Annotated in this window: 21 protein-coding genes; 16 read left to right on the top strand and 5 right to left on the bottom strand. The window is 49.0% G+C overall.

Going from position 1 to position 20,428, the window contains the following annotated elements; all coding sequences use genetic code 11:
* Nucleotides 1–123 precede the first annotated feature (123 nt).
* The 4 genes from QMG16_RS01575 (at nt 124) to QMG16_RS01560 (ending at nt 4,435) form a co-directional block, all read left to right on the top strand.
* Entirely contained in the window at nt 124–1,566 is a 1,443-nt protein-coding gene (locus QMG16_RS01575) for an aminotransferase class V-fold PLP-dependent enzyme (RefSeq protein WP_281791910.1), read from the top strand.
* Between the two features lie 338 nt (nt 1,567–1,904).
* Nucleotides 1,905–3,098 (top strand): citrate synthase, encoded by a 1,194-nt coding sequence (locus QMG16_RS01570; protein ID WP_281791909.1) that lies wholly within the window; start codon nt 1,905–1,907, stop codon nt 3,096–3,098.
* A 414-nt stretch (nt 3,099–3,512) separates the two neighbouring features.
* Nucleotides 3,513–3,713: a PxxKW family cysteine-rich protein gene (locus tag QMG16_RS01565; RefSeq protein ID WP_281791908.1), complete on the top strand. Its 201-nt coding sequence runs from the start codon at nt 3,513–3,515 to the stop codon at nt 3,711–3,713.
* A gap of 47 nt (nt 3,714–3,760) precedes the next feature.
* On the top strand, nt 3,761–4,435 hold the full coding sequence (locus QMG16_RS01560; RefSeq protein WP_281791907.1) for a nucleoside/nucleotide kinase family protein: 675 nt from the start codon (nt 3,761–3,763) through the stop codon (nt 4,433–4,435).
* Between the two features lie 268 nt (nt 4,436–4,703).
* On the opposite strand, the gene QMG16_RS01555 is transcribed toward QMG16_RS01560, so the two are convergent.
* Complete coding sequence (locus QMG16_RS01555; protein WP_281791906.1) at nt 4,704–4,883, bottom strand: hypothetical protein; 180 nt, start codon at nt 4,881–4,883, stop codon at nt 4,704–4,706.
* Nucleotides 4,884–5,358: 475 nt separating this feature from the next.
* Between QMG16_RS01555 and QMG16_RS01550 the strand changes: the two genes are divergently transcribed.
* Nucleotides 5,359–5,946: a hypothetical protein gene (locus QMG16_RS01550; RefSeq protein WP_281791905.1), complete on the top strand. Its 588-nt coding sequence runs from the start codon at nt 5,359–5,361 to the stop codon at nt 5,944–5,946.
* A 218-nt stretch (nt 5,947–6,164) separates the two neighbouring features.
* On the opposite strand, the gene QMG16_RS01545 is transcribed toward QMG16_RS01550, so the two are convergent.
* On the bottom strand, nt 6,165–7,019 hold the full coding sequence (locus tag QMG16_RS01545) for a DUF3786 domain-containing protein (RefSeq protein ID WP_281791904.1): 855 nt from the start codon (nt 7,017–7,019) through the stop codon (nt 6,165–6,167).
* Nucleotides 7,020–7,077: 58 nt separating this feature from the next.
* On the bottom strand, nt 7,078–7,680 hold the full coding sequence (locus tag QMG16_RS01540) for a VOC family protein (protein WP_281791903.1): 603 nt from the start codon (nt 7,678–7,680) through the stop codon (nt 7,078–7,080).
* 594 nt (nt 7,681–8,274) lie between these two features.
* On the opposite strand from QMG16_RS01540, the gene QMG16_RS01535 reads away from it, so the two are divergent.
* From QMG16_RS01535 to QMG16_RS01505, 7 genes are all read left to right on the top strand, one after another.
* Entirely contained in the window at nt 8,275–8,829 is a 555-nt protein-coding gene (locus tag QMG16_RS01535) for an RsbRD N-terminal domain-containing protein (protein WP_281791902.1), read from the top strand.
* A 24-nt stretch (nt 8,830–8,853) separates the two neighbouring features.
* A complete protein-coding gene (gene dsrM, locus QMG16_RS01530; protein WP_281791901.1) occupies nt 8,854–9,846 on the top strand; it encodes a sulfate reduction electron transfer complex DsrMKJOP subunit DsrM in 993 nt (330 codons plus the stop codon).
* Between the two features lie 8 nt (nt 9,847–9,854).
* The gene (gene dsrK, locus QMG16_RS01525; protein WP_281791900.1) at nt 9,855–11,474 is read left to right on the top strand and encodes a sulfate reduction electron transfer complex DsrMKJOP subunit DsrK; all 1,620 of its coding nucleotides are present in this window, start codon (nt 9,855–9,857) and stop codon (nt 11,472–11,474) included.
* Nucleotides 11,467–11,874, top strand: a complete 408-nt coding sequence (gene dsrJ, locus QMG16_RS01520) for a sulfate reduction electron transfer complex DsrMKJOP subunit DsrJ (RefSeq protein ID WP_373878701.1) — start codon at nt 11,467–11,469, stop codon at nt 11,872–11,874. The genes dsrK and dsrJ overlap by 8 nt, the downstream gene beginning before the upstream one ends.
* Nucleotides 11,874–12,656 carry a sulfate reduction electron transfer complex DsrMKJOP subunit DsrO gene (gene dsrO / locus QMG16_RS01515; RefSeq protein WP_281791898.1) on the top strand — a complete coding sequence of 261 codons (783 nt, stop codon included), beginning with the start codon at nt 11,874–11,876 and terminating at the stop codon, nt 12,654–12,656. The genes dsrJ and dsrO overlap by 1 nt, the downstream gene beginning before the upstream one ends.
* Nucleotides 12,657–12,666: 10 nt before the next feature.
* Complete coding sequence (gene dsrP, locus QMG16_RS01510; RefSeq protein ID WP_281791897.1) at nt 12,667–13,821, top strand: sulfate reduction electron transfer complex DsrMKJOP subunit DsrP; 1,155 nt, start codon at nt 12,667–12,669, stop codon at nt 13,819–13,821.
* A 378-nt stretch (nt 13,822–14,199) separates the two neighbouring features.
* The gene (locus tag QMG16_RS01505; protein ID WP_507770005.1) at nt 14,200–14,862 is read left to right on the top strand and encodes a YiaD family glycine zipper/OmpA-like lipoprotein; all 663 of its coding nucleotides are present in this window, start codon (nt 14,200–14,202) and stop codon (nt 14,860–14,862) included.
* Nucleotides 14,863–14,882: 20 nt separating this feature from the next.
* Here the strand turns inward: QMG16_RS01505 and rsmG are convergent, their stop codons facing one another.
* A complete protein-coding gene (gene rsmG, locus QMG16_RS01500; protein WP_281791895.1) occupies nt 14,883–16,367 on the bottom strand; it encodes a 16S rRNA (guanine(527)-N(7))-methyltransferase RsmG in 1,485 nt (494 codons plus the stop codon).
* An 89-nt stretch (nt 16,368–16,456) separates the two neighbouring features.
* Here rsmG and QMG16_RS01495 point away from each other — a divergent pair, with 89 nt between their 5' ends.
* The 4 genes from QMG16_RS01495 (at nt 16,457) to QMG16_RS01480 (ending at nt 19,832) form a co-directional block, all read left to right on the top strand.
* Nucleotides 16,457–17,206 (top strand): RluA family pseudouridine synthase, encoded by a 750-nt coding sequence (locus QMG16_RS01495; RefSeq protein ID WP_281791894.1) that lies wholly within the window; start codon nt 16,457–16,459, stop codon nt 17,204–17,206.
* A 151-nt stretch (nt 17,207–17,357) separates the two neighbouring features.
* A complete protein-coding gene (locus tag QMG16_RS01490) occupies nt 17,358–17,900 on the top strand; it encodes a nitroreductase family protein (RefSeq protein WP_281791893.1) in 543 nt (180 codons plus the stop codon).
* Between the two features lie 467 nt (nt 17,901–18,367).
* Entirely contained in the window at nt 18,368–18,979 is a 612-nt protein-coding gene (locus QMG16_RS01485; RefSeq protein WP_281791892.1) for a helix-turn-helix domain-containing protein, read from the top strand.
* A 145-nt stretch (nt 18,980–19,124) separates the two neighbouring features.
* Nucleotides 19,125–19,832: an MgtC/SapB family protein gene (locus QMG16_RS01480; protein ID WP_281791891.1), complete on the top strand. Its 708-nt coding sequence runs from the start codon at nt 19,125–19,127 to the stop codon at nt 19,830–19,832.
* Nucleotides 19,833–20,087: 255 nt separating this feature from the next.
* On the opposite strand, the gene QMG16_RS01475 is transcribed toward QMG16_RS01480, so the two are convergent.
* Entirely contained in the window at nt 20,088–20,300 is a 213-nt protein-coding gene (locus QMG16_RS01475; RefSeq protein WP_281791890.1) for a dodecin family protein, read from the bottom strand.
* Nucleotides 20,301–20,428: the final 128 nt, after the last annotated feature.

The raw sequence follows: 20,428 nt of genomic DNA, 5'->3' as shown, positions 1-20,428 counted from the left end.
AGAGGAATATGTACCGACACTTTGCTGTAAGCTGGGCAGGTGAAAGGAAACCTAAATTCGACTCTGGATAACCGTCATATGGGACTAATGATTCATAGAAACACTGCGGGGGAGGAGACAGCAATGAGTCCATTGGAAAATAGCCGGAACGAAAGCAAGCACGTTTGTGCCGACGTTACGAAACAGGTCCCGAACAAAGGAATGTCGCGGAGAGGCTTTTTTAAGCTTGCAGGTATCGCTGTGGCAGCAGGCGCCGCAAGCGTATCGCTTCCCAAAATCTGTGCAGCGAAAGACCTATCCTCGCCGCTTCCCTACGGCAGTATCGCCGACGATAAATTCTGGAGGAACGTGCAAAATCAGTTTTCTATCGATCCAAATGTCGTATACATGAACATCGGCACCACTGGATCCACTCCAAAGGCGATTCTTGAAAGTTATTCGAAGTATAATGAACTTGCAGCCTACCACCCCCGTACATTTGAAGCGGAATTGGGTGCCACCCTCGGTCTGCCCGCACAGCGGGAAGCACTGGCAGCGCAGTTTGGATGCAACATGGACGAAATCTGCCTGTCACACAACACAACCGACGGACTGGACACGATCATCAACGGTCTGGATTTCCAAAGAAAGGATGAAATCCTCATAACCCATCATGAACATATCGGAGCCCTTTCGCCTCTCCATGTTCTTCGAGACCGGTATGGGGTCATCATCAAAGAAGTGGAAATCCCTGTTCTCAAAACGGAGAGCGCCGATCAATTTGTGGAAAGTTTTAGAAATAATATATCCAAAAAAACCAAGGCGATTCTTTTCTCCCATATCACATACAAGACGGGAACACGCCTTCCCGCCAGGGAACTTTGCACTCTGGCAAGAGAACATGGGTTGATTTCCATTGTGGATGGAGCGCATGGCCCGGGAATGATCCAGCTGGATTTCCATGATATGGGATGCGATTTCTATGCGGGAGCGGGCCACAAATGGCAGTGCGGTCCTGGAGGCACGGGTATTCTTTATCTGCGCAACCAAGGTGAGAATTTGCCAAAATTCTGGACGCAAAATGCATCGACCTATACTTTTGCCGTTGAGCCTTACGGAAATAAGAGAGGCGCATTTGACATCGCCTATTCCCTGCAGTATCGCGGCCAAGGGAACATAGCGGCATTTCTGGCCACGGTGGATGCCTGCAATATGTGGGAAGAGATAGGCCGGGACAAAATAGAGGAATATGTCTGTGGATTGGGGTCTTATCTGAAAAAAGGACTCAAGGAAAAATTCGGCGGGGCCGGCACATTCTTCGCTCCTGATATTCCAGAATTTGCAACCGGTCTCACTTCATTCAACCCATTTGATGACATCCACGATTCGACCAAAATCATGACACTCGTTGACCGGCTGGCCAAGGAAGCGGGTTATCAGGTGCGCTACACCGATTTTTATCTTCACGTCGGTGACATCGTCAGGGCATATGCGTTGCGCATCTCCACACACCTCTTCCACAATCGCACGCAAATCGACGGCTTGATAGATGCCCTCTACAATATTTACCTGGAAATGGAAGGATAGCCTCTCAGCTTTTTGAAACCACAAAGGACACCTTGGTAGGATTGAAGGTGTTCTTTGTGAACTGGGGGCTCAGCTTGAAACTTTTCAAGAAATAAAATCCTCGTTGCCCGCTTTTCCCTCCAGCAAAATACTCAGCAATTCATCTTCCTCTTCCCTTCCTGAGGGATCACAATACAATTTCCTGTAATTCTCCGCTCCGCCACAATCCCATTTTTCACAATTCCAATATGGAAAGGGAATGTAACACAAAGCACCGGAACAGACGACCTTGCTTCTTGTTCTTTAGAATTTAAGTTATTGAAAATATGTTTTCTTTTTCCATAATGCAGGAGTCTGGAATGAAAAATACAGTCCGAATCAAAAATATGGGACTGCGGGGTGTGCCCGTCGCCGACACCAAGATCAGCTTCATCGATGGCCTCAAGGGCATACTCATTTATCGCGGTTACCGCATTGAAGAGCTCGCCGAAAAATCGTCTTTTGTTGAAACGGCTTACCTCCTTTTGAACGGCACTTTGCCCAGAACAAAAGAGCTGGAACAATTCAACGCTGAACTTGTTGCATCGCGAAAGCTGCCCGATTTCATTCTGAAAAGTTTCAGGAACTGGCCAAAGAATGCAGCCCCTATGGATGTACTCCAGGCGTCCCTCCCCCTGCTGGCCATGGCCGACCCCGAACTCATGGACGAAACCAGGGATGCCAATGTCCGCAAAGCGATCCGTATCATAGCGCGAATGCCCGCTATACTCGCAGGATGGCACCGCATAAGAAACGGTCTGGATCCCCTGCCGCCCGATCATGCGCTTTCGCATACGGCCAATTTCCTGTGGCAGCTCCACGGCAGAAAACCAGATGTACACATGGCTAAGGATTTGGATGTTTGTATGATCCTTCACGCCGAGCACACCTTCAATGCGTCCACATTCGCCTGTCGCGAAGTGGTTTCCACACGGGCACACATGTACGCTGGAGTTTCGGCCGGGATCGGGGCTCTTTCAGGAAGCCTTCACGGCGGAGCAAACGCGAAAGTCATGGAAATGCTCTTTCAAATAGAAAAGGAAATTTCTTCGGAAGACGACATCGCAAAATGGGTCAAGCAAAAGATGGACAGAGGGGAAAAAATGATGGGGATGGGACATGCGGTCTACAAAACGTTTGACCCGCGGTCTATAATTCTCAAAGAAATTTGCCGAAGGCTCGCCGTAGAGACGGGTCACATGAAGTGGTACCGCTGGCTTTCGCGGATAGAGGAAGAATGCCACAGAGAATTTGAACGAAAAGGCAAGAGCTGGATCAAATCCAATGTGGATTTTTACGCGGGTCTTCTCTATGCCATGATGGACATTCCCGTGGATTTGATGACTCCCATGTTTGCTTTATCCATTGTTACCGGGTGGTGCTCTCATGTGATTGAAGAAAAATTTGCGGAAGCACAGGAAAAGCCTGTACTTTACAGGCCAGAGGCTGATTATGTCGGAGATTACTGCGGTGCCATGGGGTGCGAGTACAAATCAGTGGATCAAAGGGGGTAAAAATCGAGATCGATTGTTGAAACGGTTTTATATGAAAAAAGCTCATGGCTCGTGGTTCATGGCTCATCACGACATCGCTTTTCAAGAGCGTTTCCCGCTTTCCCTATCGCGTTGCATCTCGTTGCCGCTTTTTTCATTTTTTGTTGTGACCATTCCGGTCATGGGGGTTAATGAGAAATTCAGAAATGTTTGTTTGACAACTTATTCCATATAATTTAGAATTTTTGTTTTAGCTGAGGAACGGTCTATCAAAGCTCCTCACTGACTGTCAGCAAAAGAAACAAAGTGTTTTTATTCTCTTCAGAGGATATTATCATAGAGTTCGAATTCAGAGAAATCCCTGCGGACTCTGGAATTGAGAACATTGGATCGAATTCAAATTCAAGATGTGATAACTCATTGGAGGTTCAGTAAATGGAGCAGTTGGAAAGAAAGCCGATAGTCGAACAATGCAATGGTTGTGGAAACATCGAGGAAGACAAATGCCGCATTTGGACGACACCGGCCGCAAAATGGAGAATGGGGAAGTGCCCCTCAGCCACTCACGTGAAGATCGAAGTAAAAGGTACCGAGCAGAAGATTCGCGTCGGTCAGCAAAAACAGAAGAAGAAATAACTGCCTGTCCAGTGTCCTCAAATCAGATCACCTGAATACTGAGGCTAATGAAGGAATTTTCAACGGAAGGCGCCAACGTGGCTTGCTGCATACGTCTCTCCTTGATGGGCATGTCAGGGTCCGGTAAATCCTATTGGTCCAGAAAACTTGAGGAAAGCGGATTCCAGCGTTTCTGTTGTGATGACCTCATCGCCCTGAAGCTGGGTGCTGAATTGAGGCGGCCAGATGGAACCCTCATGGGCATGGGTGAATGGATGGGGTTTCCATATGACCCTCATTACAGGGAACGCGAATCGAAATACCTGGCATGTGAGATAAAGGTTCTCGAGGAAATACTTGAATACCTCGAATCTGCCGAGCACGAGGACAAAAACATTGTCGTGGACACAACGGGAAGCGTTATCTATACGGGTGAGACGATCCTGGAAAGACTCCGGACACAGACCACGATCGTTCATCTTTCAACGCCGCCTGAAGTTCAGGAACAGATGTTCAGAGCCTATGTTGCCAGGCCGACTCCTCTTTTATGGAGGGATCTCTTCGACCGGAAACCCTCTGAAACGGATGCGCAGGCTTTAACCCGCTGCTACGCCAACCTGCTTACCCGGCGGGAAAAGCTTTACGCAGCGTATGCTGCAGTGGAGATAGGTTATTTCAGGCGAAGACAGAAAGGCTTTACTGTGGAAGAGATGCTATCTGAAATCCGGAGTAAAAGGCGGTAAGTGAAGAAAAGAAAATGCTTTTCGCAAAAAGGATCTCTTCCCTTTCGGCCATTTCGTTTATGCATAAATGCATTTGGAAAACAACCCGGGCAGAACATATCGTGTTCCGCAGTTCTGCCCGGGTTGTTTCGCCTTGAAAAGAATCGTCTCAACACCCCTTGGAAGCAGCACCGCCATGCAGCCCCCGACGCTGCTCTTCTTCCGGTGGGAGAGGAAGATGGAAAGAGCAGGTCATTTTCAATGGATGCCGCAGTCTTACCGGAATCTGCTAGTCTTCCAACTCATCTGCATTGTACGATTTGGACCAAATAGCCGCTTTTCTCATCACCGAATGCAGATCGGTGAGCAGATTCATGGGAAGTTTATCCATGCCGATGGGCGACGAGATAATCATAAAATATTCCTTGATGTCTTTCTTCATTGCCTCTCGCAAAATATCATCCGCCATTTGCATCCTCTTCCATTTTCATAGATAAAGTGGTCTTAGAGTAAAAAAACGGCCTGCCGGCAAAGCGCACAACATTTCGACTGGATGTCGGCTTCGGCTTCGCGCAGGATTGCAGTATATCCATTTCCGTATAAATTTCCATCTTCAAAGATGCCGCATCACACAGTTCTCATTTTGGGTGTTTCGCATGATATTGTCATTCTGGAAATCCCTTTGCACGATGCATGCTCGAGATAATCGATGTGACTTTATGGTTTGGATGAAATTTGACAATGCCGAGCTGAAGGAAAAACCCCAGGAAGCCCGGTTCATGGTTTTATTCGGTATTTTCTTTCCCCAAACGGCTGGACAGAAGCATCTAAAAGCCGTATTAATAGCGCAAACGCTGGACAGGTATACCTTTTAACCTGAAAGCAAAAACTTTTGAGAAATCATAATGCGTTGGATCGCATGACCTCGATCATCGGAGAATTTGATGAGCACCAAAATACCTGACGACATCTTGAAATTGTTGGACGCGGTGGAAGAAGAAAACAAAAAGCGAAGAACATCCCTGACCCAGAGGGTTGTGGAATGGAACCGCCTGAGGAGCTTGCTCAAATTCGATTCGGACCAGGAAGTCAAGCTGCTCAGCGAGGAAGCCCATAAGTTCTTCCATGGCAAGACGCTCACGGACCGGCTCAATGCCCTCGCCGATTTTGAATTCGTCTGGATAGGAACTTCCGCCAAGTATGGTGCATGCAAATACAAGGACATTGAAGAGATGGCCAAAACCGAGAAGGACTATCAGGCCCTCTTCAACTGGAAAGAATCCGTCTACACCATCATGATTGAAAATATCGTGGCCGAACTCAGCGAACACTGCCCCGGCGGCGAAGACGATGCGGACTGGATTGCACTCTTGCTGGAACGCGTACTGAATATCATCGTAGAAGTGGCCGAAGAAAAGAAGGTATCAAGAATCCGAGGGCGAGCTGGAAAAATATCCGAAGTCGAGGTGACCGAGCCCAGAATAAAAATGGCCTTCGACGATTGGATCAAAGAAATAGAACGGGAAGGGTAAAAAAAACTGCGAGGAGCGCCAAATCAAATGGAAGTCCAAAGCTGTGGCGCTCTCCGGAAAGAGTCTCCGTAAGTCAAGGACTCATGGGATCATTGGAAGGTTTCCCGGGCTTGTGACGGCGCACGGAAACTTACCCACGACCTTTTTTACAGGAGAGGCTTTCCTCTCCCCCATCGGGGCCGATTCCTTCGATTTAGAATCATCTCCAGGCGGAAATGTCACAATGTTTGAAGTGCATCCAGGAGCCGGCCGGTCAGTTGTTCGCAAGCAAAGAGCAAAGATTCGAGGTCAAGCGTTTCCAACGCTCTCGAATCGAAAAGAAACTTGGTTTTGGCTTCAAAACCTTCAGAGGGAACCTCGTCCCACCAGAGAATCCGAATCGGAAGTCTGGGGAGGATCTGAAATTCTGCTGCAAAGTCCACATTCTCGTGATCGGAAGTCACGTCACGCCCCAAAGAGGCTGTAATGGGCGGCAGCGCGCTGAATTTTGAGGCAAAGGACTGTGCCAGCCGTCCTTCACAGTGAGCTTTGAGGCTTTTGATTTTTGAAACGGAGTTGGGAAAACTCTCCATCCCGACCCAAACACCGGAACATTCCACCGCCCCCCCGATGACGTAGTTGTAGAGGAAAATCTTCTCCCAGGGATTGATCTCTTTCCCCAGACTACTCACAATGTCCCCGGCAGTGACGATCACTGGATTTCCAAAGTAGGTGAGTTCCAGAGCGGGCTCACCCTCTTTGAGAACAAAACTTGCATCCAAACTTTCCGCCAAATTCTCCAAGTTCCATTTCTTGATTTCGCCCCTCAGATGATGCAGTGCCTTTTCAAAACCTTCCCGTTTCAATCCAATTCCAGACTGGTGTTGACTTTCGAGGTGGTCCCGAAAAGGTTCTAGGAGGGATCGATCCAGATAGGGACAGGCATCGAGATCTCCCTGCCCCACAATGACCTGGGTAGCAAACGCCAGGCAGCTGGCAAACCCGCATTCACCACAGTTGGTTTTGGGAGTAAGCTTGTAGAGATGAATGGGTGTGAGCCGATTATCTAATTTTTCTCTATACTTATCTTGCATTGCTTTATCTCCTGGAATTGTGGCCCATCAAGTGCTCTGCCGCCTTGAAAATCTCTGATCATTTCTTTTCCCAGACGTTCCTTTTCTCACCCAGAAACAACTCCTTCCCTTCCCCGGGGAAGATATCACGCTCCTCCACCGGCGTAATTTTCGTTGCGGGAGGCCATTTATTCGGCTGGGGTTCCGTCCCTTCCATGATAACGGAGGAAGGCCTGGAATCTATATTGACAGGATTCTTACGAATATCGATCCCTTTCACATTGCAACTGAATTCGATAGGAATCCCGTTGGGGTCGAAAGTATAAATGGAATGAATGAATCCGTGGTCGATCATTTCAGAAACCCACATACCGGCCGCGTCGAGCCTATCTTTGAGAATCCAGAGAGTTTCCTCCGTTTCGACGGCAAAAGAGACATGATCGAAAACAAATGGGCCTTTGACGGGAAAACCATGATCCTTTTCCGTGACAGGTTCCACATCGGGCCACTCGAAGAATGTGATCAAGGTATTTTCAGAGACTTCCAGGAAATAGTGCCGATAGCCAGGGCGGCCCATTCCGATGACCAAACGCATTTCCAACAAGTCTCTCCAAAAACGCACGGTCTTATCCAGATCGCGAGTTGCCATAGCCAAATGATGGACTCCGGTGTATTTGATCATATCTTTCCTTTTGCATCCCTGTTTTTTTCTTTTCAATTTATTCGAGCTAATTTATTCAAACTAAATATAAAATATAACATAAAAAGAAGAAAAGGCGCCAACTTGCCCTGCATTGTGATCTATTAGGTCGTACAGATCGGCGAGGGACGCCGATGCGCCCTTGGCGCGATTGTCTCCGAACCTTCTCTACGTCGAAGCAACAATCCGCTTTCAATCCCTAAGAATGCAGGAAAAGAATACCTTCACTCTTTCGTTCAAATAATCACACGGATATGTTCAATTCTCGGCATTTTCACATCTTTTTTACACAATAATCTTACGGTTTTTTCAGCCCACACTTCTTTTTAACTTTCTAAACCCAACTCCCCTTTGGGTCTTGACACATTATTGTAATTGGTTTAACGTTCGCCCATTCACAATGTTACACTGGTTTTAGTCAATCGATTGGCGTTGTTATACCTGCGGGTAGAAAGAAAAAGGCTCTGGCAGACAATCATTTCAGGCGAGAGGGGGGGATGGATCGTTTTAAAATCAGGAGTTAATTTGCTCACCATCTAAGCACCAAACGAGGGGTTGGTAAAAGGCACATTCGTTATGAATCTTGAGAAATTTTTAACAGAGTCAAAGGCCACCATTTTGAAGAGGTGGTTTAATGCTGTGGTGGATACGTATCCGCCCGAGAGTGGAAGGTTGCTTAAGAAGGAAAAGAACCAGTTTGCCAATCCCGTCGGGCATAGTATTGCCGAGGGAATGGAGGGTATTTACGAGGCACTTATTGAAGGAATGCAACCCGAAAAAGTGAAACCTCACCTGGAGACGATCATCCGCATCAGGGCGATCCAGGATTTTTCTCCCTCCCAGGCTATTGCCTTCATCTTCCTTTTCAAAAAAGTCATCAGAGATGAACTGCAGGATGGGAAACCGGAAGACGGAATTTCATCCCAGGATTTGCTGGCGCTGGAGACCCAAATGGACAATTTGGCTCTACTCGCTTTCAATGTTTATATGGAATGCCGCGAAAAGCTGTATGAAGCGCGAGTCAACGACTTCAAAAACAGAACGTATAGGCTCCTGCAAAGGGCAAACCTGTTGACCGAGATCTCCGAGCAGGAATCGGAAACAAAAAGGAGCAGCACTCCAATCACTTAAACTTTTTCAGACGAGGGATTTTAAATGGGCATCAAGTTTTCCTTACTCTCAGTTGTTGCGCTAGTCCTGGCAGTTTTTTTGGGAGTGAAGGTGGCCGGTTTGACTTACTTTTTTGGGGTCATCGTACCCTACGCCGCTATCTTCATATTCATAGGAGGATTCACGTATCGTATTCTCCAATGGGGGCGCTCCCCGGTCCCATTCAGCATACCCACCACGGCTGGACAGCAGAAATCTTTACCCTGGATCAAGCAAAACAAGCTTGACAACCCCACCACTCCTGGATGGGTTGTAGGCAGAATGCTCCTGGAAATACTCCTTTTCCGCTCCCTTTTCAGAAACACCAAGCTTGAGAAATACGACGGTCCAAAGCTTGCCTACCAATGGGAAAAGTGGCTCTGGCTTGCCGGCCTTTTGTTTCACTATTCCTTCTTGGTAATTTTCATCAGGCACCTCCGGTTTTTTGTGGAACCGGTTCCTGGATTCGTCCATTCCATTGAGCGCATAGACGGGCTTTTGCAACTGGGCCTTCCCGGCCTCTACATCACCGATCTCATCTTTTTGGCCGCAGTGACCTATCTCTTTCTGAGACGTGTGGTCATTCCCCAGATGCGCTACATCTCTCTTCCGGCGGACTACTTCCCGCTTTTTCTGCTCATGACACTGGGTCTTACCGGCGTCCTGATGCGCTATTTCACCAAGGTCGACGTGGTGAAGGTCAAAGAACTGGCTATGGGAATCGTCACTTTCCATCCGGTGGTTCCGGAAGGTATAGGTGTGTTGTTTTACATTCACTTCTTTCTGATCTGCACCTTTTTTATTTATTTCCCCTTCAGCAAGCTCATGCATCTCGGCGGGGTATTCCTGAGCCCGACAAGAAACATGCCAAACAACAGCCGCATCGTTCGGCACATCAATCCTTGGAATTACCCTGTGAAAGTCCATACCTACGCAGAGTATGAAGACCACTTCAGGGAAAAAATGATAGAGGCCGGATTACCAGTGGAAAAGGAGTAAAATAGAAAATGGCAAAGGTTCCCAAACCAAGTGAATTAGCAATAGATTATACGCTTCCCCAGGCGGGATGGATGGATACCAAGCCCGAATTCAGGCCAGGCACATGGTGCTATCCTGGAAAGGCAAAAAACCTCGAGATATTGGATCTTCCCAACCCCAGGGAATGGTCTCCGACCGACGAAGATTGGAAGCTGCCTCCAAACTGGAAGGAGATCATCTTCGAAGGCTTGCGCGACTACCTGGACAAGTACCGCTCCCTTCGGATATTCATGGATGTTTGTGTCAGATGCGGCGCTTGCGCGGATAAATGTCATTTCTTCATCGGGTCGGGCGATCCCAAGAACATGCCCGTGCTCCGTGCGGAACTGCTCCGATCCATCTATCGCAAGGAATTCACCACGGCTGGAAAGATCTTCGGTAAAATCGCCGGTGCCCGCGAACTCACCGAAGATGTCGTGAAGGAATGGTTCTATTATTTCTTTCAATGTACCGAATGCCGCCGCTGCTCTCTTTTTTGCCCCTACGGAATAGACACGGCTGAAATCACCATCATCGGCCGGGAACTGCTCAACCTGCTCGGTCTCAATATCGACTGGGTGGTCGCCCCTGCGGCAAACTGTTTCATGAACGGAAACCATCTCGGCATTCAGCCCCATGCATTCAAGGACATGATTGAGTTCTTCGTGGACGAAATCGAAGCCGTCAACGGCATCCGGGTCGAACCCACCTTCAACCGCAAAGGCGCCGAGATTCTTTTCATCACCCCTTCGGGCGACGTTTTTGCCGATCCCGGCACGTATACTCTGATGGGCTACCTGATGCTTTTCCATGAAATAGGCCTCGACTATACCTGGAGCACTTACGCTTCGGAAGGCGGCAACTTCGGCCTCTTCACGAATCACGACACCATGAAAAAGCTCAACGCCAAGATGTACGCCGAAGCCAAGCGCCTCGGAGTCAAGTACATCATCGGTGGTGAGTGCGGTCACATGTGGCGTGTCATCAACCAGTATATGGACACCATGAACGGCCCTGCCGACTTCCTGGAAGTTCCCGTATCTCCTATCACGGGAACGGTCTTTGAAAACGCCAAGTCCACCAAGATGATTCACATCGTCGAATTTACGGCCGACTTGATCCGCAACGGCAAGCTGAAACTCGATCCCAGCCGTAACGACCATCTGAACGTGACTTTTCACGATTCCTGCAACCCCGCCCGTGCCATGGGATTCTTTGAAGAACCCCGGTACGTCATCAAAAATGTGTGCAACAACTTCCATGAAATGCCTCCCAACACGATTCGTGAACAGACCTTCTGCTGCGGCAGCGGTTCCGGTTTGAATACCGACGAATACATGGAAATGCGCATGAGGGGCGGTCTGCCCAGAGCCAACGCGGTGAAGCACGTCCATGACCAGCATGGGGTCAACATGCTGGCCTGCATCTGCGCCATCGACCGCGCAGTGCTCCCGCCATTGATGAATTATTGGGTCCCCGGCGTCGGTGTTACCGGTGTTCATGAACTTGTGGGCAACGCTCTGATGATGGAGGGTGAAAGCGAGAGGACCACAGACCTCCGTGGTGAACCCTTAGCAGGAATGGAGGACGTAGAAAATGAGGATGTATAACGCCAAAAAAATCATCCCCGGCCTTCTCATCTTTCTTGGCCTGATCACCTTCCCTCTCTGGTACAACATGGGGAAGGCGGCTCCGGCCCCTCAACCCAAGCTGGATACTCCCGCCATCCAGAGGATGCCTCAAAAACAGTGCGTCCTGCCTTTGGGAGAAATGAGAACGGGGCACATGCAGCTTCTGAACGACTGGAGAACCCAGGTTGTACGTAACGGCAAGAGGGTCTATGTGGCTCAGGACGGCAAAACATACAACATGAGCCTGCAGAACGAATGTATGAAATGCCATTCCAATAAGACCGAGTTTTGTGATACTTGCCACAACTACGCTGGACTCCAGTTAGGATCGACGCCCTACTGCTGGACCTGTCACATCGCCCCAAAGGAGAACAAGTAATGGAGAGTAACAGAAGAAGCTTCTTAAAAGTCAGCGGAATCTGTGCGTTGGGGCTAGGAGCTTTGCCGGTTGCTAAAGCACTTGCCAAGCCTGCACTGCCACAGTTTCTGACCAATTCCCAGGCACTGACCGGGAAAAAATGGGCTATGGTAGTCGACATGAAGAAGTGTTGGGAAAAAGCCGACGAGGGTTGCAAAGATTGCATCCTCGCCTGCCATAAGGTTCATAACGTGCCCGATATCGGGACGATAAAAGAAGAAGTGAAGTGGATCTGGACCGAACATTATGAAAACACTTTTCCCGGTCAGACGAATGAATTCAATGTAGAAAACATTAAGGACAAGCCTTTTATCAATCTTTGCAACCACTGCACCGATCCACCTTGTGTCCGCGTTTGCCCGACCAAGGCCACCTTCAAACGGCCGGACGGAATAGTCATGATGGATTACCATCGTTGCATTGGATGTCGCTTCTGCATGGCTGGCTGCCCCTATGGATCGCGGAGCTTCAATTTCAGGGATCCCCGTCCCTATATCAAAACGGAATTGAACCCGACCTTCCCGACCCGGGAACGCGGCGTCGTTGAAAAATGCAACTTCTGCGAAGAACGCCTGGCGGTAGGTCTTCTTCCCGCCTGTGTAGAGGCTTGCAAGAACGGGGCGTTGACTTTCGGCGATCTGGAAGATCCCAATTCGCCTGTTCGTAAGCTGCTTGCTCAAAACTACACCATCGTTCGCAAACCTGAACTTGGGACAGGCCCGAACATTTATTACATCATATAAGGGGTAGGTTATGCTTGAAAGGGCACTGACTGGAAGTCAAAGATACTACAGGTGGCTGATGTTCCTGCTGGTTTTTGTTGGCATGGGCTTTGCCGCCTATCTTTACCAGCTGCACAACGGTTTGAGCGTCACCGGTATGAGTCGTGACGTTTCCTGGGGGTTCTACATTGCCCAGTTCACATTTTTCGTCGGAGTGGCGGCCTCGGCTGTTATGGTGGTGCTGCCATATTACCTCCACAATGTGAAGGTATTCGGGCGCATCACGATTCTCGGTGAATTCCTGGCTGTTGCCTCGGTTACGATATGTCTCCTCTTCATCATCGTCGACCTTGGTAAGCCGATGCGCCTCCTGAACGTTCTACTTTATCCCACACCCAACTCGATTCTCTTCTGGGATATGATCGTTCTGAACGGTTATCTCTTCCTGAACATCGTAATCGGTTGGAACGTGCTTGAAGCAGAACGCAAGGGCGTACATTATCCCGATTGGGTAAAGCCTTTGATTTATACCTCCATCCCCTGGGCTGTGAGTATCCATACCGTGACGGCTTTTCTGTACGCGGGTCTGCCCGGCAGGCACTACTGGCTGACGGCCATCATGGCTGCACGTTTCCTGGCCTCCGCCTTCGCCTCCGGCCCGGCATTGCTCATCCTTCTTGCCATGATCGTCAAGAAGTACAGCAAATTCGACGCAGGAAAAGAAGCCATCGACAAGCTGTCACAGATCGTTACCTACGCCATGCTCATCAGCATCTTTTTCGTGGCACTCGAGTTCTTCACCGCTTTCTACAGCAATATCCCGTCTCACAAGCATTCTCTGGAATACCTCTTTGTGGGTCTTGAAGGCCACAAGAATCTTGTTCCCTTCATGTGGATGTTCGTCATTCTCGCTATCGTTGCGATTGTCCTTTTGCTCAATCCAAAGACCCGCACGAACGAGAAGACACTCAGGATCGCCTGTATTTCCGTTTTTGCCTCCATGTGGTTGGAAAAAGGTCTTGGCCTCGTGGTAGCAGGTTTCATTCCCAACCCCTTTGACCAGGTTCGAGAATATGCGCCTACCATTCCGGAGCTCACTATAGCATTCGGAGTATGGGCCACAGGAATTCTGGTACTCACGATCCTTTACAAGATCGCGGTATCCGTCAAAGAGGAAGTCGCATGAATACCTGAGCGATTCCCGACTTAAGTTTCGTATGAAAAAGGCCTACGGTTCCCCGTAGGCCTTTTTCTTTTTTTCCACACACACTTCCAGACATTTATCAAAAACTTATTTTAACGATCATTTGACGCCTTCTGTAACAATCGCGGTATATTCATAGCTCAAGGCTTGCATTTGAATGGAACATTTGTTATTTGCTTCTTCAGATCCGAAGCCCATGGCCGTGCGGTCGCAAGGGAGCATGAAAATATAGCCCGGGATCCTTTCCCGGCAGGTGAGTGTCGTGAGGGAAACCCGATCCAACATTTCGCATAGAGTTACGAGCATTGTAAATATCAGCTCATTGTACTCAGTCAGCAAAACCTCAAGAGGAGAGTCATGATGAAAAGGAATAGCGTATTTCTATTTGTAATGATTGCTTTCACCCTCTCTGCTTGTGCAACTCCAATGACCCAAACCCAGAAGGGTGCTGCTGTAGGCACCGGTGTAGGGGCCGCAACAGGGGCGCTCCTTGGACAAGCGATAGGACGCGATACGACATCTACCGTATTGGGCGCCGTAGCCGGCGCGGCTGCGGGTGGAATTGCCGGAGGATTGATCGGCAATTATATGGAAAAACAGGAACGCGAACTGCAACAGGCTCTAGCGGACGCAGAAGGAGCAAGTGTCGAACGTCAGCAGAACGAAATCCTTGTGACCTTCAAATCCGACGTTTTGTTTGACGTCGACTCGGCCCGTCTCAAGGCCGGCGCCTATGAAGATATCGATCAGGTAGCCGACATACTCAACCGGTATCCCGAAACGCGCGTGAGAGTCAGCGGATTTACAGACAGCACAGGATCTGAAGAATATAATCTTCAACTTTCAGAAGACAGAGCGCTCGCAGTAAAAGACGCAATCGTAGACAGGGGGGTCGCACCGAAACGCATCGCGGCTCGCGGCTTTGGTGAATCCAAGCCGGTAGCCTCAAACGCTACAGAAGCTGGAAGGCAGCTCAACCGGCGTGTGACGATCAAAATCATTCCCATAGAAAAAGGTAAGTAGCCGACAACCCATATATCATCTCACACTCCTGAATGTTTCCGCCTGTATTGGGACCAGGCATACAGCGCAATAGCAGTTGCCGTAGCCGCATTCAGTGATTCGACACGGGAGTCGATGGGTATCGAAACGGCATTCTTTTTGAACTGCTCCGGCAATCCAGGTCCTTCGATGCCGGGCAGGAAAGCGAAGGTGTCAGGAAAAGCGATCTCTGCGATGTCCCTGCCCCCAGCAGACAGGGGCAACAGGGGCAAATCTTCCGGCAGTTCCGCAAGACTCGGCCCTTCCAGGATTCTGATGCCCAATACCGTTCCCCCCGAAGCTCTGAGAGCTTTGGGGTGGTAAGGATGCGCGCTTTCTGAAAGCAGAATGACCTGATCGGCACCAAACGCTGCAGCGGAACGAATGACGGAACCCACATTTTCGGGATCCTGAAAAGGGATGAATACGGTGCAACCCTCCGGAAGGCCATCGTCCGGCGCCCATTTTTCCACCGTTTTGATCCTGATGAGCAAAAGCGGCTTTCCCGTGCCGAACACATCGAGTGATTGAAAAAGAGGGGAGGACAACTGATACCAATTTAGATGCTCGGGACTGTCTGGGGGGGGTGGATCTTTTTCCCCGCTTCCGATCCATGCTTCGCATAGCTCAGGAAATTGAGAGAGTACTTCCAATACCTGTTTGGAGCCGGCAACCAAAGCTTTTTTCTGCTTTCTTATCCCCCGGCTTCCCAAAAGCTTTTTCAAATCCTTGAAAAGAGGATTCTGTTCACTCTCGATGATCCTCGATATATACCGCTCCATCGCTTTAGCTTTCTTAACAAATAAGGGTTCCCCAAGTCTTTGGAAAACTACCAGGCGTCTTTCATGAGACGTATTGGGTATATTGTAGGACTGGTCTTTCGACAATCGATATTCTTTCATGAAACGCTCAGAGGCCGCCTGAATCTCTTCGTCACAGTGGGGCCCCTTCATGAAGATCACCAGTCCATCCTTCATCAGGCAACCGCGAACGCGATCGATAGTCGCCGCCATATCTTCCACTGCTCGAGTGATGACACCGGCGACGGGTCTTTCAAAATGGGGGGTGATTCCCTCTCCCACCACTTCGACATCTGGAAAATTCAATTTTTCTACGACAGTTTTCAAAAAGGCCACTCTCTTTTGGCGGCTTTCCGCCAGAAGCAGAGTCAGTTGAGGATAAGCGATCTTCAGGGGTATACCCGGCATACCCGGCCCCGTACCGAGATCAAGCAGGGGCGAAGGAAGATCCATCAGCCGGCCGGGAAGGATTGAATCCACATAGAGCTTCAAAACCATATTGGTGAAGTTGTGAATGCGGGTCAAATTCAGTTCAGGGTTGTGTTGACGGAGAAGTTGATGATATGTCCAAAGCTGTTCCAGACGGTCCGAAGGCAGATGGATGCCGGATTTTCTCAGCAGCGCATCCATTTGAGCGATAGCCGGCTGAGACTCCGGAATTTTGGAAAAATGGTCTTTTGATCGCACGTCGAAATTCCATATCGATTCATCCCACAGCGCATGGTAAACAGAGGGATGAATATACAGTCAATAAGTTGAGGAAATCAGCAAACACTATGAAGGAGAACTTCTTCTACCACCCATCGTGGCCAATCCTTTATGAAGACAATCACTTGCTTGGTCTTTATAAACCAGCGGGTCTTCTTGTTCAAGCAGATCAAACGGGTGAGCTTTCGCTTCTCGAGCTCGCCAAAGACTGGCTCAAAGAAAGATATCGAAAACCCGGTCAGGTATTTTTAGCCCTGGTCCACCGTTTGGATCGCCCGGTAGCCGGAGTGATCCTCTACGGTCGCACATCCAAAGCGGCACAACGCCTGAGCGAGCAATTCCGAACCGGTACGGTCCAAAAGCAATATCTTGCAATACTCCATGGAAGATTGAAAGAACCTTCCGGGCGACTCATTCATTTCATCGAGCGACGGCCGGAAAGGTCCAGCCGCATTCTTCCCAAAGCTACAGATCAAACCCAGGAAGCAAGACTCACTTACCGTGTGCTGGATACCTTCCGGTCGAAAAGTCTTGTAGAAATTCAACTGGAAACGGGAAGACACCATCAGATACGCATTCAAATGGCTCACATTGGACATCCTGTTGTGGGCGACCTTCGTTATGGAGCACCCGCTCCCCTTCCGCAAAAACAGATCGCTCTCATGGCGAAAAAGCTGCTGATAGTCCATCCAACCCTCAAAGAAGAAATTTCCATCGAATCTCCCCTCCCCTTCGGTTGGCCCTGGCCCCATGAAGCGGGGAGCCCGGAAGCCCCCCCCTGGAACTGGGTTGAATTAATACCTTTAATATTCCATTAAAACTCATGTACATTCCCCTTGCTCATGGAAGCATACTGTGAAATCATTAAAAACACTTTATGTTCGATTTGGGAAACGGCTGCCTGCCGCCCATGTTTCGGGCTTTCGGCATTTGCATCATTGATGGTAATCCTAACAAGGAGAAGACAACATGGAAAACATGATGGACATCATTAAGAGCAGACGCAGCATTCGAAACTTCGATAGCAAAGATGTGCCACAGGAGGTTCTCGATCAGATTATGGAAGCCGTTCGCTGGAGCCCATCCTGGGCGAATACTCAATGCTGGGAGATCATGATCGTAAAAGACCCGGAAACCAAGAAGAAGCTCCAGGAAACCTTGAGCAAGGGCAACCCCGCTACCCGAGCTATAGTTGAAGCACCGATTGTTGTTGGAATGTGCGGAAAGTTGAAAAGCTCCGGATATTACAAAGATCAGGTCACAACCAAGTTTGGGGACTGGTTCATGTTCGATCTCGGGCTTGCAACCCAGAACCTTTGCCTTTCCGCGCATGCCTTGGGTTTGGGCACGGTCATCACCGGTTTGTTCGATCATGACAAGGTGAAGGAAATACTTGGAATCCCCGAAGGAGTGGAATTGGTGAGCCTCATTCCTTTGGGATATCCAGCCAGAGGAACCAGTGCTCCCAAGCGCAGAGAGATCAGTGAATTCACGCACTACGACAAATATTAGCGTAATTTTGTGCCCCCCTGCGAAGAGGCGATTCATGACCCTCTTTCCGGCACCGCTTTCCGCACGCAAACGATAGGCCCTCCAAGGTTGTATTTTTGCTTTTGAGTGCCCCGCATACTACACAGACGAGTACCCTCTTCCCACGGGAGAGGGTGCCGCTGAATTCGGGACACCATTGGAAAACTCCCCATCGGCCTTCATCATGCAGGCCGGTTCCTGTTTTGACGCGTCGCATTCATTTCCTCGAAATCTCCATCCATCTGGATGTTATCGCATCCGTTCAGTATTTCAATGACACCTATTGTCTTCCCGGAGGCAAATCATAGCCGCGATTGTAATTTTTTTCTTTTTTATCAAAAGAAACATAGTTTACAATTGCCAAAATCCAGGATAGCTTAACTTTGTGGGGCTTTTCTGAAACTCGTTTATCTGAAGCTTTTTGTTCCACACAGGCCCGAGGAGACAAGATGACACAAAAGAGCGACATGGATATCAATTTGGCAGTAAGAGCTTTCAAAATAGGGAATAAGGTACGGGAACTAAGACAGAACAACCGATACACTCTGCAGGACCTTGCAGCAAAAACAGGACTCTCGAAGCCGTTCTTATCTCAGATAGAAAACAATCATGTGGTGCCTCCGGTTGCCACCCTGCTAAAGCTGGCAAGAGGCCTCAATGTGAGTATGGCCTATTTTTTTGAAGATCAGGTTGATAACGATAAGATCTCCATAACACGTCAAAAGGAGTGTGTGCGAGTTGAAAGGCGCCCCCACCAGGAAAAGGGTGAAGTCGGTTATGCTTATTTCGCTCTGGAGACAAAAAAAACCAATAAAAAAATGGAACCCTTTCTGGTAGAATTTCCCATTCAGGAATCGGATCAAATGGTCTTCACGAGCCATGAAGGTGAGGAATTCATCTACGTGCTTGAGGGTACGGTTGAGTTTCGAACGGTGGACCGCATTGAAGTATTGAATAAGGGGGATAGTATTTACATTGAGTCAGAAGTAAGCCACAGTTTTCGCTGCTTGAACGATCAGCCGGCAAGAGCTGTGGCCGTTCTCTGGACGAATAGAGGATGATTCTTTTGTTTCTTATCGCTTTTGTGTCCGAATGGCCGATGAGGATTTTCAAGAATTCTGCCGCGCCTCATGACAATCCAGGCGGAGAAAAATTCCAGCTTTTTCCTGGTAATTCGGCTCAGCAGGAATATGACCTGAAGAATATATGACCGATTTGTACGACTCAATTGTCTGGTTGGCTAAATTGCTTCTCGCTGCGATACTCGGCGGCGCCATAGGTTTTGAACGGGAATCTCACGGGCAATCCGCAGGGCTTCGAACCAATCTCCTGGTCGCCATGGGCTCCTGCCTCATGATGATGCTCTCCCTCCATATGGAGGAGATTTTTCATCATTTTAACATGAATTCCGTGGTGCGTCTGGACCCCGGGAGAATTGCTTCTTACGCCATCGCCAGTATGGGTTTCCTGGGAGCGGGCGCCATCATCAAAGGGCGAGGTACCGTCAGAGGATTGACTACAGCGGCGGGTCTCTGGCTGGTAACCGGAATCGGCCTCTCGATCGGTGCCGGATATGTGCTTCCAGCCGTCTACACAACCCTCATCAGTCTGATCATCCTCTACAACCTGCGTTTTCTGAAGTACCTGTTTTTACATGATATTTTCACAATCCTCAGCCTGACCTGCCCCAGCGAAAACAAGCCCCTCAAGAAGATCAGGGAAATACTGGCCAGGTTTTCCGGCATGGATATTCGCTTTGTAAATTATCATCACAACCTTCTCACGCGAACCGTAACCTATCGGTTCCGCCTGTGCAGTAAAGAGCACATCCCATGGGGAGAGATTGTTACGGCGCTGTCAAGCGAAATTCCGGGATTGAGCGAAATTGCATGGGAGGAGAGCGATGTTCCATAAATGAGGGTCCGAGAGGGAAACATGGTCCCATCCTTTCAATCGAAGAAGAAATCTTTAAAAAGTGACACAAAGCCCCTTTTACATGTTGAGGAACAAAGCGGCACACGACCGCAGGAACGGTGTCACTCATTCTTACAGCACACAGTAACTTTCCCTTGGCATGGAATTGTGCTGCAGTCTTCGTAGCGCAATCCTATCCTTCAAATGGTTTCAGATGCCTTTTGATGTACCGAATTCAAATCCTCTTTTGAACCGTTAAGAACCAGCTTCATACTTGAAAGAGATTTTCACCTTGGCGCGATACGCCAAAACCTTCCCGTTTTCAACCTTCATATCCAGTTGGCTGATTTCAGCAACTCTCAATTCTCTCAGGGTCTTCCCGGCAGTTTCGACAGCCACTTTTGCCGCATCTTCCCAAGAAGTCTCACTGGTCCCCACCAACTCAATGAATTTGTACACGCTTGACATAACCTTCCTCCGTTTCCCTATGAAAAAAAGCGATGCGTTTACTTTTCAAGGAGCGCCGCTTTGTTCCTCCTTTTATCCCGCATAAAATCGTCCGCCTGCTCTCCCAATGTATTCATCACGTTGGACGA

It is taken from the genome of Desulforhabdus amnigena (assembly GCF_027925305.1).
Taxonomy (GTDB): domain Bacteria; phylum Desulfobacterota; class Syntrophobacteria; order Syntrophobacterales; family Syntrophobacteraceae; genus Desulforhabdus; species Desulforhabdus amnigena.
Note: the sequence above shows the minus strand (reverse complement) of the source record. Positions and strands in the feature narration are given on the sequence as shown.